We start from the raw sequence: 14,186 nt of genomic DNA, 5'->3' as shown, positions 1-14,186 counted from the left end.
AACAACTCCTTTACCTGAATTATAGCGCAGCAGCATCAGATCTGACTAAAAAACCTTGTTAAATGATTGGCCTTCCGACGCTTCAGTAAACTCCTGACTTAGTCCATCTGTTGGGCCAAACTGGTCGGCAGCCTCGATCTGATTGTTCTGTACCCTGAGGAGAGTATCGTAGACGAAGCCACCTGTGAATTTCAAAGGACAATTTTCTAGTTGCAGCAATTCTGGCATGCTAAGCTCCTGCTCAGACCAGGTGTTCCGACCACATAGAGCTTGAGCATTGGCAGCTTCAGCGTCTTGAACCCGAAGCGCTGCCTGCCCCACATCGAACCGCAAGCGATGAATATAAGAAGCCCAAGTGACGCTTAACTCGTACTCCCCATTATAACTGGTTTCATAGAGAAGATTCTCCTGACACTCGTCGTCATAGAATGAGTCGATTCTTTCAGCGTAACTAGCATAGTAGAACTGAAATCGTGCCATTCTAAACCTGCCATCTTCTTGAAGACACGCACTTTGCCATGTGCCATCAACCAAACTCTGGGTAGGATCATCGCTCAGTCGTTCGTCCTGGCACGAACTGATCAGGCAAGCTATGAGTATCCCATATCGAAGCATAATCAACCAAATGAATCAGAGTAGAAACCAAAAGGCCCACGGGCCGAGACCTTAGGACGTTCAGCTACGTCATATGTCCCATTGTAGTTGGTTCTCTCATCACTTAGCAAGGTATGACACTAGGCAGATCAGGCATCCACACATCGATCTGGTTCTTTCGTCACACCGCTCTACTAACCGTGAATGGTCTCAATGTTCGCGCCCATATCTTGGAGCTTTGGCACCAGATTATCGTACTTCCGCTCCAATTCTCGGATATTGGTCAGGTGGGTGGTTCCGGATGCTGTGAGACCAGCAACAACAAGGCATTTTCCAGCGCGGATATCAGTAGGCAAGGCAAAGTCGCGACCTTCAAGGGGAGTTCCACCCTCGATAATTGCAGAGTGGGTGTAGTTATGATTGCGGAACCGGCAAGGATACTCACCCAGGCACTTATTGCTGAGGGTGATCCTCGCACCCATCTCATTCAGATACTTAGTGTAGCCAAGACGCTCCTCAAAAACCGTTTCATGCAGAAGGCTAATACCCTGGGCTTGCGTAAATAAAACCATAAATGGCTGCTGCCAATCAGTCATAAACCCTGGATGGACTTCCACTTCGATATGGGTTCCCGTTAACGAACCCCGATCAGGAGCTTTCACAAAAAGCCCCTTGGAGCTAATAGTAAATTCAGCGCCCATTCTTTGAATAAAGTTAAGAAAGCTATAGACAGGATCATGGGTTACGTTGCGAAGCAGAACATCACCGCCAGTGGCCAGCGCAGCAATCGCAAATGATACAGCCTGATTGCGATCGAACATGCAACGAAGCTCACAGCCCTTAAGCTTTTTGACCCCTTCGATAACAAAGGTTCGATTGGGGCGTTGGGTGATATCAGCACCCATCTTCTGTAGCATCTTACAAAGCTCTAAAATTTCAGGCTCGATCGCAGCATTTTCAATGATCGTGCGCCCCTTAGCGCGAGATGCCGCGATCAAAATGTTTTCTGTCGTCATAACCGAAGGAAAAGGCAGCTGGATCTGGGCACCGTGAAGGCCGTCAGGCCCGACGGTCAGGTGGTATTGGTTGCCATCGCGCTCGACTTCGGCACCCATCTGTTGCAAGGCTTGAATATGAAAGTTCACCGGCCGCTTACCGATTTTATCCCCGCCTAAAACTCCGTAGAAGCTAACCTTGCCAAAGCGATGCAACAAAGGCCCAGCAGCAAGTACAGAAATCCTGTTTTTGGAGCATAGCTCTTCGGTGATTTCATGAACACCCACGTTTTTGGAACACAAGGTAAACTCCTCGTCGCCGTGATGTGTTATCTCACCGCCGAGGAATTCATAGAGCCCCTGTACCACTCGCCTCTCATCTACGTCTGGCGCGCCCTTGATCAAGACCTCTTCATCAGTCAGCAGGGATGCAATGATGCTCTTGGTCACTTGATTCGAGCTACCGGCGATCGTCACTGCGCCGCCAGTTAATTTTTTTCCACCAATGATTTTGAGCTTTCGATTATCCATGGGGGCTCCTCATCTACAATTTTCAGATCCACTTATCGACTGAACCACCGGGAGCTTTCTCGTCAGGAAAGTTCGAGGCTAGAATACTCAGCAATGAGACTTACATCGTCAACCCAATCCGGGTCTACTTTTACTTGTAAGTCGAGAAAGACGGGTTGATCAAGGTGCTTTTCCAACTCCTCGCGGGCTTCGATACCGATTTCCTTGATTTTGGAGCCTTGCTTGCCAATCACCATTCCCTTTTGAGAGTTTCTAGCAACAATAATGGATGCCATGATCGAAACGTTGTTCTTCTTGAATTCCATCTTATCGATTCGCACGGCAGTATGGTAGGGTATTTCCTCTCCAAGGAGACGAAATGTTTTCTCACGAATCAGCTCGGACACAACAAATCGTTGAGGCCGATCAGTCAGGTCATCCTCGGGATACATCCAAGGTGCTTCGGGTAAAAACTCGCAAATGAAGTCGAGGAGAGCTGGTAAAGACTCTCTATTCTTTGCACTAGACCAGATAGGTTCTGGATTCACCAGGAAGCTACGCTTTTCTTCGGGTACTTCCTCCAAGATCTCGGCAATCTGAGCAGCCACTTGATGGCTCCGCTCTTTGATACGGTCTTTCTTCATCCGGTCGGTTTTCGAAAGCACTAGAGCCACGGGAGATTCAGTAGCCTTCATGATCGATTTTAGGAAGTCTCTATCCAAGCCTTCCATCCCAATATTTGCATCGATCATATAGAGAACGAGATCCGACTCGCCGATGACAGACCAGGCTTCTTGATTCATGAGTGAGTTGATCTTCGCAGATTTTCGAAGGCGATGCATCCCAGGAGTATCTAGAAACAAAATTTGAGCTTGGTCGTGATTACAAATACCCAGGATGCGGTTTCTAGTGGTTTGCGGCTTCGAGCTGACGCCTGCTATTTTTTGGCCGACCAGAGCGTTGAGAAGGGTACTTTTGCCTGCATTGGGGCGCCCCAAAAGAGATACGTATCCAGATTGCTGATTGCTCATGGTCCACCTTAAACAATTGAAAATAATAATATTTTTAGAAATTACCAAGACCCTGTTGTCCGGGTTTTAGTAAAAGTCCCCCAAATTACGCCATTATTCCATATTTTGCAATGAACAAATTAACCTTTAATTTTCCATAGAATACAGGCATGCTTTTTAGCCAGAATCCGAAAAATTAATCGCTTGCAGTGTTGTGACAAGCTAACGAAATCCTTGCGTACTTTATAAAGTGTCGTGGTCAAGTATGCTTGCCAAGGTTTGCACCGGACAATGTTTTCGAAACCATTAATATCGTTGGTTATTTTATTGAACTACAGGTCGTAACCGAGACTTTCCACTACATATTAGGCTAGTACCGAATGGCACAATATATTCTGAGACGGCTCTTACTGGTACCCCCAACATTCCTTGGGATCACCTTGATTGTGTTCACTATCACACGTTTTGTGCCCGGCGGCCCAGTGGAACGGATGATTGCCGAAATGCAGCAAGCAAATCTGCAAGAAGGCGCGGCAGATTCTGGCATGGACACCCAGCTGTCAGAAGAGCAGATTCAGCAGCTCAACGAATATTATGGCTTCGATAAACCCATCTTGGTTAGCTACGGCCAATGGCTGATAAAAGTGATCAGCGGCGACTTGGGCCGATCATCCCGCTACGCAGATCCTGTAGTGGATATCATCGAAGAACGCCTACCGATCTCCATTTTTTACGGGGTCAGCTCGATGCTTATCACCTACTTAGTGTGTATCCCGCTGGGAATTATCAAGGCCATCAAACATGAGACACCCCTGGATAACGTTAGTTCAGCCGCAGTTTTTGTAGGTTACGCTCTGCCAAGCTATGTGGTTGCCATAATTCTCATGGTCTACTTCGGTTCCGAGTTGGAATGGTTCCCACTCGGTGGCTTTGTTAGCGATGATTTTGAAGATCTTGAGCTAGGGGGTAAGATTCTCGATGTCCTCTACCACGCAGTGTTACCAATGACAGCCTACATCATGGGCAGCTTTGCCGTGACAACTTTTATGATGAAGAATGCCTTGATGGATAACCTTGCTGCCGACTTTGTTCGAACTGCAATGGCGAAAGGATTTACCTTTCGCGCAGCTGTTTTTAAGCATGCATTGCAAAATAGCCTCATCCCTATGGCCACACATTTTGGCAATAACATATCGGTGATCATCGCCGGCTCTTTTTTGATTGAAAAGATTTTTAATATCGATGGTTTTGGACTCCTGGGATTTGAGTCTGTCTTGAATCGCGACTATCCTGTTGTGCTGGGAATTCTTGTTATTTCTTCAGTACTACAGCTTATTGGCAATATACTATCGGATATTTGTGTGGCTCTTGTCGATCCTCGGGTTCAATTCTAAAGGTTCTTCATGATTAAGATTAGTCCGATCACCCAGAAACGTCTTCGTAAATTTCGCTCGATTCGCCGAGGGTATTACTCGACGATCCTGCTTGTGTTCTTAGTCGGACTATCCTTGATTGCTGAGCTTTTTATCAATAGCCGGGCATTGATGGTACGCTATCAAGGAGAATACTACTTTCCAACCTATGGTGCTTTTATCCCTGGAACAACCTTTGGTGAAAGCTATGACTGGGAAACCAACTATCGTAAGCTTAAAGAGCGCTTTGCTCAAGACGGTTCGGAAAACTTTGTGATTCTGCCGATCGTGCCCTACAATCCCTATGAGAATAACCTCAAGGATGGCGAGTACCCGCCGTTTCCACCCAATTCGGAAGACCAGCACTATCTCGGCACCGACAACACCGGACGGGATATCCTAGCTCGCCTATTCTATGGTTTTCGCACGGCAATCCTTTTCTCACTAGGTCTTTTAGTGATGACCTACTCTATCGGAATTTCAGTAGGCTGCATGATGGGATACTTTGGTGGCAAGTTCGACATTGTTTTACAACGCATGATTGAGATCTGGTCGAATATTCCTTTTCTTTATGTCGTCATTATCATGTCTTCAATCATGGTTCCCAACTTTACAATGTTGATTGTGATCATGGTGATGTTTAGCTGGCCTGCCATGACTTGGTACATGCGCACGGCGACCTATAAGGAAAAGGCTCGGGAATATGTTCACGCTGCAAAAGCCAGCGGTGCCTCCACGAGCCGCATTATCTTCAACCACATCTTGCCGAATACGATTTCGACCATCATCACGTTTGTTCCATTTCAAGTAGTTTCCGGGATCACAAGCCTGACAGCTTTAGACTACTTGGGCTTCGGGCTGCCAGCACCAACCCCTAGTTGGGGAGAATTACTGCAGCAGGGAACAGAAAACCTTTCGGCGATTTGGATCGTGTCATCGGTTGTGACATTTATGGTTGTTATCTTGATTATGGTAACATTTGTGGGCGAAGCGATTCGCGAGGCCTTCGACCCGAAAGTTCACACGACCTACGAATAGGAAACAAGGGAGATGAAATTGAAAACCTTACTAAGCCTAGCTTGCTGCTTGTTACTTGGGGGCACACCAGAGCTTGCCATCAGCCAGGGGGTCGATAAGCTTCCTAGCGATTTGAAATGGCAAACCAATGAAGTCACACCGCTTATCGCCAGCCCAAATGCAAAGAAGGGCGGGACGCTGGTGGATAGCATGCTGACCTTCCCGCTCACCCTTCGCCAGGTAGGCCCCGACTCCAATGGTGGATTCCGAGCGATGATGGACAACAATGATATGGGCATGGTCACGATCCACCCGAATACTGACAAATTTCTACCTGAATTGGCAACTCATTGGGCCTTTGATAAAAATGGCAAAACCGCCTACTACAAGCTAAATTCTGCAGCTCGATGGTCAGATAAAAAGCCGGTGACGGCGGACGATTTTGTCTACACCTTGGAGTTTTATCGGTCGGAGCATATCGTTCACCCTTGGTACAATCAGTACTACACCGATCAGATTGAAGCGATCCAGAAGTTCAAAGCCAAGGATGGCAAAGATGTGGTTGCTATAACTTTACCAAAACCCAAGCCTGACATGCTTTACTACACAAATATCACTCCGGTTCCGAAACACTTCTACAAATTGGATAAGAACTTTGTCCAAAACTACAACTGGAAGGTGAAGCCTAACAGTGGCCCATACTATATCGATAAGGTGAAAAAAGGCAAAAGTATCACCTTCAGACGAAAAAAAGACTGGTGGGCTCAGGACCTTCCTTGGTTCAAAAACCGCTTCAATATTGACAAGATCACACTCAAGGTGATTCGCGACCAAAACGTAAATTTCGAATACCTGAAAAAAGGTAAGATTGACTACATGTCGATACCTTTTCCTGACTATTGGCATGACAAATCTAAGACCAAGGAATTTGACTACGGCTATATCCATAAACTGATGGCCTACAATGATCGACCACGTTCCGACTATGTGCTAACCCTGAACGAAGCCTTCGACTTTTTCAAAGACCAGAAAGTGCGCGAAGCGTTCCACTACTCCATGAACGTCGATAAAGTCATTCAGCAAGTCCTGCGCGGAGACTATAACCGGCTCCAAGGAATCTCTCGGGGCTATGGAGAGTATACCAACCTCAAGGTTAAGGCTCGCCCGTTCGACTTGAAGAAAGCTGACGAACTGCTCGATGCCGCCGGTTGGAAAACTCGAAATGCGCAAGGCATTCGTACCAAGGATGGTAAGACCTTGAGCACGACAATCACCTATTCCCAGGCGAATATTGCTCCTCGTTTGGTAGTGCTAAGGGAAGAAGCCAAGAAATCAGGCATTGAACTTAAACTGAAACTTCTTGATGGCGCAGCCATGTGGAAAAGCTTTCTGGAAAAAAAGCATGAGATTGCCTTTGTTTCTTGGGGCCCAAGATATCGGCCACAATACTATGGCCAATATCATTCGTCTAATGCCGGTATTCCCCAAACAAATAACTTTTCCAACACTGCCGATCCTGAGTTGGACAAGCTAATTGAGGGCTACAGAGCTTCAATAGACGAGAAAGAGAGAGTCGATTTGGCACATAAAATCCAGCAGAGGGTCCATGATCTCGCCATTCAGATTCCACTGTTTGAAGTTCCCTACTATCGCTTAGCTTATTGGGCCTGGATTCAATTCCCCAAGGTCCCTGGTACTAAAACCACCTACTACTTTGATTATTTTGGAACCTCAAGCGGCGGGCTGATGTGGATCGACAAAGAGCTTAAGAAAAAAGTGGAGACAGCTAAACGGAAAGGTCAGAAGTTACCACCTGTTACCCGCATCGACGAGACATTTAAAATCAAACTATAGGTTGGAACGTTAGGGCGCTCGGACATCACTCAAAAAGGCGTAAGTATTTTTAATTAAAGAGATCTTTTTGATGGAGTCATTAAGGACATTTTATCGTTGCCTCTTGCCCATGAACTAAGGTAAAACCCCCGTGGCTAAGCAACGAAAACCCCTACATAAAGTGGTCCTTATGAAGTATATTTCCAGCACTCTTCTTTCGGTCCTTCTGCTCACCACCGCCTGCGTCGAAACCTCGACCAAAGATCGCCCTGATGTCGGTGATTATAATCCGCCTGACAGTACCGAAGATACCGGCCCCCGTGAGGAACCCTTATTTACTAAATCCATTGGAACTAGCAGCACCTTTGAAATCGCAACTTGGAACATCGAAAACTTTCCAAAAAGCACGTCGACCGTTCCTACACTCGCTGAAATCATGAAAAGCTGGCAGCTAGACTTGGTTGCCGTGCAAGAAATTGAATCAGGAACCGAACTGATTCGCCTAGCCGACAGCCTAGACGGTTACCAATCTCTGATTTCAGAAGGCGGCACGTTTATGAAACTTGGCTTTCTATATCGCACAGACTCCATTGAAGTTATTTCCCAAAAAGACTTGTTTAAAAGTCAGGGCTACATTTTTCCGAGACCTGCTCTCGAAATTCAAGCTCGGATTAAACAAACAGATGAAGTGCTCACCATCATTTCAGTTCACCTCAAGGCCAAAGGTGACAAGAAGAGCCAAGAACGCAGGGTAGCTGCGAACAAGATGCTTAAAGACTATGTGGATACCTTGATTTCAAAAGACCCCAACATAAATCTAGTGATCCTTGGCGACTTTAACTCTCAGCTTGACCAACCCGAGATGTCTCCTTGGACTGTAGGATCTGGTTTTGAGGTAGAAACTGCAGAGCTTTGGGAAGACAACTTCTACAGTTACTTCGTGGGCCGCAAGAGCTTGATTGACCACATTGTGACTCGTAACTTTGATCTGAAAGAAGTTAAAATCGCTACCCCTTACGAAGACTTACAAGTTTACGAAGAAGCGATCAGCGACCACCTTCCTGTAGTTGGCATTTCCTATTAAGAGCTTCGCCAAGATGCTCACCGAGCGAGGAATAGCTTGAAGAAGCTACTCCTTGCCAAAAAATCTCCTGAAAACTCTCTGACAATAAACTTGATACAGCCATCCTAAGCCGAAAGCCTGATGAAACCAAATCATCAATCGGAACCCAGGAAAGGGATAGATATCTTTCTGACCTCGTTCAAGTCCTCTGAGGATAGCTCGGGAAACTTGTTCTGCTGATTGGGAAGGCCAAGGCACCGGGGCGCGATGTCCCGTATCTTGTTCGAAGAATCTCGTTCGGGTGGCGACAGGATACACCATAGTTAGAGTCTGAGGTTCTTTCAATTCAAACCGAGCAGTGCTCGCGAATCCTAACAAAGCATGTTTGCTCGCTGAATAGCTCGCATAACCTGGGATTCCCATATAGCTCATTCCTGATGCTGTGACTACAAAGCGAAAATCTTCTTCTGCTTGCCTATGCAGGAGGCTTGAAAATAGCGATAGCTGGCTTAAAACATTGACCCGAAAGAGATAGTCTAGACCGCTCCACTGATCGCTCTTCACCCCATGATAATACGCCAAGCCCGCATTCGAGAAGAACAGATCAATCTTTTCAAAGGAACGATACGCTTGCTCTAGCAATAAAGCGATGCTTCGCTCTTGACTCAAATCTATTGCAATCGCTTTTACATGATCCATCTCTGGGATTTGATCGACGCTCTTATCCGCAACCAAAAGTTTATTATATCTTTCAGGTTTCGCCAGCTCCTTGAGAAGCGCAGCACCGATTCCCGAGTTGCCACCCGTTAAGACAATCGATTTATGACAGAGTTCTTGCATTGCTCACCTTAGCCTTGGGAAACATGAGAAAGAATGGGTCAACATACATTCCCAAATAACGCCTCCCCCAAAGTTGCTGAACTTCGGGAAGCTCACTTTCCAGGTTTACCAAAGTTGCCGAACGGGCGCGGCCCTGACCTTTCATCTTGGTTCGGTAATGGAGCCCTTGCCACTCCTGCCGGAGGCTCAAAGGTAAGATTCCAGTGCTCACTGGAAAGCTCGTTTGACCATGCTCAAGCTCGGCTGTGATGATAGGCTGGCGCCCCTTCGTGATGACCCAAGACTCACGATTCCCATGCTGACTTATTGCAAATTCAGCATGGTCCTTCGGAATGCCCCAATTGTCCTGACCACCCATAACGCTCTCTCTAGACGATACATAGATCTTTGAAATAACCAACCCGAAACGCCAACCAAAGCGAAAGAGACCAGGAATAAAGAGAACCTCGTGATAAGGGCCCACAGGAGAACGCTCATATTCGACGAGCATGAATGCTCCCACACCACCGCAGAATGGAATATGCTTGAAACCATCCCAGGCCCCCGTTAAGTCTCTTGGAGACATCACATAGTAAAACATAAAGCCCCGACCTTCCAGAGACCAAGGAGCAGGAGCAACTGCAAGGGGTGATATCATGTCGACAACCACTCTATTGTTACGTTTAGTTTTCCAAGCTGCCTCTTCCCATTATGCTATCAATTTTTTGAATCGAGCTAGCGAATAATCTCAAACATGCTATTATAAACAATAATATCATATACTTACTAAAAACACTAAGTATTATGGCTAATTTGAACCAAACTCTCCAATTATGGTAGTCAGTACATCCATCTTTTGCACTTTAGGAGTGAAACTTATGAAACAGTTTATGATCGCCATGCTTTTGACTTGCGTCCTTGCACCATTTGCGCACGCTGGCATGAGAGGCAACGTGACTTGCACAGCCACTGGTAACAGCCTTCGTCAGCTTGGTAACCAAGAATGGCCAGCACAAGCCTACCTAAATTTCCGTATGGAAGTAGAAGGTCAAAAGGCCAGTTTGAGTCGGGTCGTTGGTCATATCGCGGTCAGCTATGATGACTTAAGCGAGGGAGAAAGTATAGTTGAGTCATTCGATGTCTACTACGGTTCGTTTAGCCATGGTTTCGTCGAGAACAACCCCCAATATAAGCCTCGGGTTTACTTGAACCACTTTCAGTTCCCTTTTAATGCCAACCACACAACATCTTGGGATGGTGGTGGAATGTGGGGCCATTTGGTAATTCCCCAGAACCCAGAGAACGAATTTTCGGCTCACTATATTTTCCAAGCAGGATCTCATATGGGCGGCACTGTAGACTTGAATTGCCGAGGCAGATTATACCGATTTTAATTACGGCTTCAAATCTTCTTCAAAAGGTCTGTCAATGACCGATAGAAAGGCCGTTATCATCAATTGTATACGGCCTTTCACTCGTGAAATTACTTATGCTAGCCCTAGCCCTTTTTTTGGCAAGCAAGTCGCTCGCTATGAGCGACCTTGTGGTGAGCGAGTACCGCTATTTCACGGAGAGTGATCGATCCTTATCACTTCATGATTACTTAGACAAAATCCGCAGAAATGAAGCTAAAAATGCAGAGTTTTTAGTATTTGGTTACCATTCAAAACCTATGTGGTTTAGCTTCAAGGTTTACAACCCCACCAGCGAGACTCTTCGATACAACTGGGTAGGTGCTAGTTCCGTTTTCTCTCAGCTCGATGTCTGGATTGTTCGCAGCTCTTTGAAGCATAACTACTTTCAGAGTGGAACTCATCGGCCCATAAACCAGCAGGCTGTTCCAAGCCGCACCATTGCGTTTCCTCTGCTTGTGAAGGCCAATGAGGTTGTAACTGTTGTATTAAAAGCTTACAGCCCAGTGTCCATTAATTTCTCTTATAGCCTCATTTCTCAGGATAATTGGAGTCACTATCAAGTAAAGGATGCAGCTTTCTATATCATGATCATCGCTATGATGGTCGCTATCGTATTTTATAACCTATTCCTGACTGCCTCACTACGCAGCCGTACCTACCTATTTTATTGTCTATTTGGGATCTCCATGACCCTCCATATTTCTGTGACATCAGGCTTTTGGTTTCTGATCGATGGCGACCTCAGAGCTATCTTGCTGGATAGTAACCCTTACATCCGTTGCTTCGTGCCAGCATCAGCCCTTTTGTTTGCAAGACAGTTTCTCCAAACAGAAAAATACATGCCAGTCTCTGACCTAATCCTTCGCATCATGATCTACCTTTGGATTCCCCCATTCATCTGTTTGTTATTTGGAGAAAGCTCTACTGCTGGATTACTGACTGATATCTTCAACAGTCTCGCCTCACTCACTGCATTGCTAGTATCAATCAAGGCCTGTATCAAGGGTTTAAAGGGAGCAGTACTTTATCTCTGCGCGTGGGGAACCATCATCTTTACGGTCATATACTGGACGTTAGCCATGTATAGCATTATTCCCCAGAGCGCTATTTCTAGAAACGCGATCTACGTTGGGTGTGTTATTGAAGTATTTTTAATGTCGTTGGCCCTCGCTGTAAAAATTAAAGAGCTACAGTTCGAAAAAGCAAGCCTCTCGGAAAAAGCCAAACACGGAGATAAAATGCAGCAGCTCGCTCGGGTGCTATGCCACGACCTTGCAACGCCTATTTCGGTCATCGATGGCGCCATACGAATATTACCAAAGGTAGCTGCCAACGATCAGCCTCGCTGGATCAAACGGATCGAACGAGCTAACCAAAAACTAGAACAGATCACTCAACATGTACGGAGCATGCTCGCACTTGAATCGGGTAAGAAGATCATATCCCTGGAAGCGGTTCCCATACGTTCCCTAATCGACGATGCTCAGTTCCTTTTTAGTGAGCAGCTACAGAAGAAAAAGTTGCAGCTTGTCGTGGAAATGGAAGCTGACGAACTTCACGTGTTAGCCCACCCCATAAGCCTTGGCAATGATGTCATCAATAACCTTGTTTCGAATGCCATCAAGTTTTCCTTTCCAGACTCAAAGATTATTATCAAGGTTACCGAGCCAAACAAAGATCAGATTATCATCACGGTTCAGGACTTTGGAGTCGGCATGCCCGCAGAGATTCGAGATGAGATTTTCGACAGCAGCTCCAACACCAGCCGACCCGGCACTGATGGCGAGCAGGGAACCGGCTTTGGTATGCCAATTGTTAAGGCTTATGTGGAGGCCTTTGGCGGCTCCATTGAAGTGAATTCCCAAGAAGCTCACCAATCCGATCACCATGGCACCATCTTTGTTGTTTATCTGCACAAAGCCTACATCGACACCAATGCTGTACTGGCCACTGCCAACTGAAATTTGATTCTCAGTTATATTACGTCAAGAGTGTCCGATAACATCATAGAAAGTCGAGCCTAATTCTACAATAAAGTCGTAAGATTCCCACATATCACCCGTGATTTTAGCCCTTATTCATTGTGAATATAAAACTTTTTAAGGGCTATCTTGTAATTTTAGAAATTTCTTACCAGTTCCTAAGTTTAGTGCTATAAACCCACAGCTTCGATGCATATTTTTTGACGCTGCGAAGCCTGCACTATTTGGGCATAGATCATTAGATGAAGGAGTGAAAGGTGAAAAACAAAATACTTGGACTTGCTTTACTTGGAGCAGCATCCCCTAGCTTGGCTGCTGGACCTTGGAAATTTACGCCTCATATCTACGCACGTGGCGGTATCACCCTAGATAGCGATTTTAGCCGATCAAGAACAACCGCTTATGGTAATGAGTGGAATCTGGGTCCATGGAACCAAGAGTCCAACCTCTTTTCAGACCCACTGACAGAGATCACACTTGATGCAGAGTATGGTGAGCAATTTAAGTTTACCTACGGTGTTGAAGTTGCTGACAACAACCGCAACTATGAATCCAACGGTTTTACACGAACACCAGTTAATGAGCGTCTGGCCTACCTTACCTATTACTTTGGCGATAACAGCATCTGGTTCGGATCAAGGCCTTACCGAAGTGAAGCCGAGTATCTCACACGAGCGTTTAACTTTGACAACCTCGATCTTTACGGTGGTGGTATTCGATTTGAGCGACTAGGCCCGATCAACCTAGAGTTTGCTTATGGTACTTTTGAAAACTCATTTACCAATGAAGATAATAGCGCAGACTTTCAAGACAATGTGAATGTTGTTATCAACAAGGTTGAATTTCCACTCAGTAACGGCATGATCAAAACCAATCTAGAGCTTCAGCAGACCATGCGTACATCGTCTGCAACCACCAATGTAGAAGACCGGACCCACGGCTACCTTGCTGGTATTTCCTATCAGCGCTGGGGCGACACTGTTCTAGGCGGCGGCTTGTATAATCAGTTCCTCGCCCACTACTCTAAAGGCTATGTAACTCGCGGTGGTATGGGCACAGTTTTCAACCAATTCGATCCAGACTTTGCAGCGAAGAAGTATCTCGTGCAATGGAACGGCGACTGGAAGTCTGGTAGCGTTGGCCTTTACTGGTCTGCAATTGCACAGCAGCACATGGGCAAAGACCCTAGTGAAACACTGAGCGATGATGAGATGAAATGGGCTTTCGCAGACCTAATCGTCCGCCCTCAGATGGCGATTACGAGTAACCTCACAGGTGGCGTCGAGTATGCTCGTCGTTCAGTCCTTGAGGAAGGCGATGCCATTCGTCAAAACTTTGCCTGGGCAGAGAACACTGGTACCACACGCTGGGCTGGTCTTCTCAATTACAACATGGACAACGCGACATTTAACAACCCTGTGATCACCCTTGCCGTTGGCGAAGTGATCAAGGATAAAGAAACCCAGTTCTTTTCGACAAAAACCGCAAAGAGCACTCACTTTGTTCGCTTGAACTATGAGATCAATATCAACTAGT

The 14,186-nt window shown here is 46.1% G+C and carries 12 protein-coding genes; 7 read left to right on the top strand and 5 right to left on the bottom strand.

What is annotated here, in order from left to right; all coding sequences use genetic code 11:
- Positions 1-45: 45 nt before the first annotated feature.
- From B9N89_RS13870 to era, 3 genes are all read right to left on the bottom strand, one after another.
- Positions 46-621, bottom strand: a complete 576-nt coding sequence (locus B9N89_RS13870; protein ID WP_234996108.1) for a hypothetical protein — start codon at positions 619-621, stop codon at positions 46-48.
- 167 nt (positions 622-788) lie between these two features.
- Complete coding sequence (gene murA / locus B9N89_RS13865; protein ID WP_132319214.1) at positions 789-2,120, bottom strand: UDP-N-acetylglucosamine 1-carboxyvinyltransferase; 1,332 nt, start codon at positions 2,118-2,120, stop codon at positions 789-791.
- Positions 2,121-2,182: 62 nt separating this feature from the next.
- A complete protein-coding gene (gene era / locus B9N89_RS13860; protein WP_132319216.1) occupies positions 2,183-3,130 on the bottom strand; it encodes a GTPase Era in 948 nt (315 codons plus the stop codon).
- Positions 3,131-3,489: 359 nt separating this feature from the next.
- Between era and B9N89_RS13855 the strand changes: the two genes are divergently transcribed.
- From B9N89_RS13855 to B9N89_RS13840, 4 genes are all read left to right on the top strand, one after another.
- On the top strand, positions 3,490-4,503 hold the full coding sequence (locus B9N89_RS13855; RefSeq protein ID WP_132319218.1) for an ABC transporter permease subunit: 1,014 nt from the start codon (positions 3,490-3,492) through the stop codon (positions 4,501-4,503).
- A 9-nt stretch (positions 4,504-4,512) separates the two neighbouring features.
- Positions 4,513-5,559: an ABC transporter permease gene (locus B9N89_RS13850; protein WP_132319220.1), complete on the top strand. Its 1,047-nt coding sequence runs from the start codon at positions 4,513-4,515 to the stop codon at positions 5,557-5,559.
- Positions 5,560-5,577: 18 nt separating this feature from the next.
- Positions 5,578-7,392 carry an extracellular solute-binding protein gene (locus tag B9N89_RS13845; RefSeq protein ID WP_159455362.1) on the top strand — a complete coding sequence of 605 codons (1,815 nt, stop codon included), beginning with the start codon at positions 5,578-5,580 and terminating at the stop codon, positions 7,390-7,392.
- A gap of 169 nt (positions 7,393-7,561) precedes the next feature.
- Complete coding sequence (locus B9N89_RS13840; RefSeq protein WP_132319224.1) at positions 7,562-8,455, top strand: endonuclease/exonuclease/phosphatase family protein; 894 nt, start codon at positions 7,562-7,564, stop codon at positions 8,453-8,455.
- Positions 8,456-8,500: 45 nt separating this feature from the next.
- Here B9N89_RS13840 and B9N89_RS13835 read toward each other — a convergent pair whose 3' ends face one another.
- Positions 8,501-9,274 carry an SDR family NAD(P)-dependent oxidoreductase gene (locus B9N89_RS13835; protein WP_132319226.1) on the bottom strand — a complete coding sequence of 258 codons (774 nt, stop codon included), beginning with the start codon at positions 9,272-9,274 and terminating at the stop codon, positions 8,501-8,503.
- The gene (locus B9N89_RS13830) at positions 9,255-9,911 is read right to left on the bottom strand and encodes an acetoacetate decarboxylase family protein (RefSeq protein WP_132319228.1); all 657 of its coding nucleotides are present in this window, start codon (positions 9,909-9,911) and stop codon (positions 9,255-9,257) included. The genes B9N89_RS13835 and B9N89_RS13830 overlap by 20 nt, the downstream gene beginning before the upstream one ends.
- Positions 9,912-10,131: 220 nt before the next feature.
- Between B9N89_RS13830 and B9N89_RS13825 the strand changes: the two genes are divergently transcribed.
- The 3 genes from B9N89_RS13825 to B9N89_RS13815 all read left to right on the top strand — a co-directional run bounded on the left by B9N89_RS13825 (position 10,132) and on the right by B9N89_RS13815 (position 14,185).
- Positions 10,132-10,647, top strand: a complete 516-nt coding sequence (locus B9N89_RS13825; protein WP_132319230.1) for a hypothetical protein — start codon at positions 10,132-10,134, stop codon at positions 10,645-10,647.
- A gap of 83 nt (positions 10,648-10,730) precedes the next feature.
- Complete coding sequence (locus B9N89_RS13820) at positions 10,731-12,629, top strand: sensor histidine kinase (protein WP_132319232.1); 1,899 nt, start codon at positions 10,731-10,733, stop codon at positions 12,627-12,629.
- Between the two features lie 278 nt (positions 12,630-12,907).
- Positions 12,908-14,185: a hypothetical protein gene (locus B9N89_RS13815; protein WP_132319234.1), complete on the top strand. Its 1,278-nt coding sequence runs from the start codon at positions 12,908-12,910 to the stop codon at positions 14,183-14,185.
- Position 14,186: the final 1 nt, after the last annotated feature.

This window comes from Pseudobacteriovorax antillogorgiicola (assembly GCF_900177345.1).
GTDB lineage: Bacteria > Bdellovibrionota_B > Oligoflexia > Oligoflexales > Oligoflexaceae > Pseudobacteriovorax > Pseudobacteriovorax antillogorgiicola.
The sequence above is the reverse complement of the archived record's forward strand: the minus strand, read 5'-3'. Positions and strand labels throughout refer to the sequence as shown.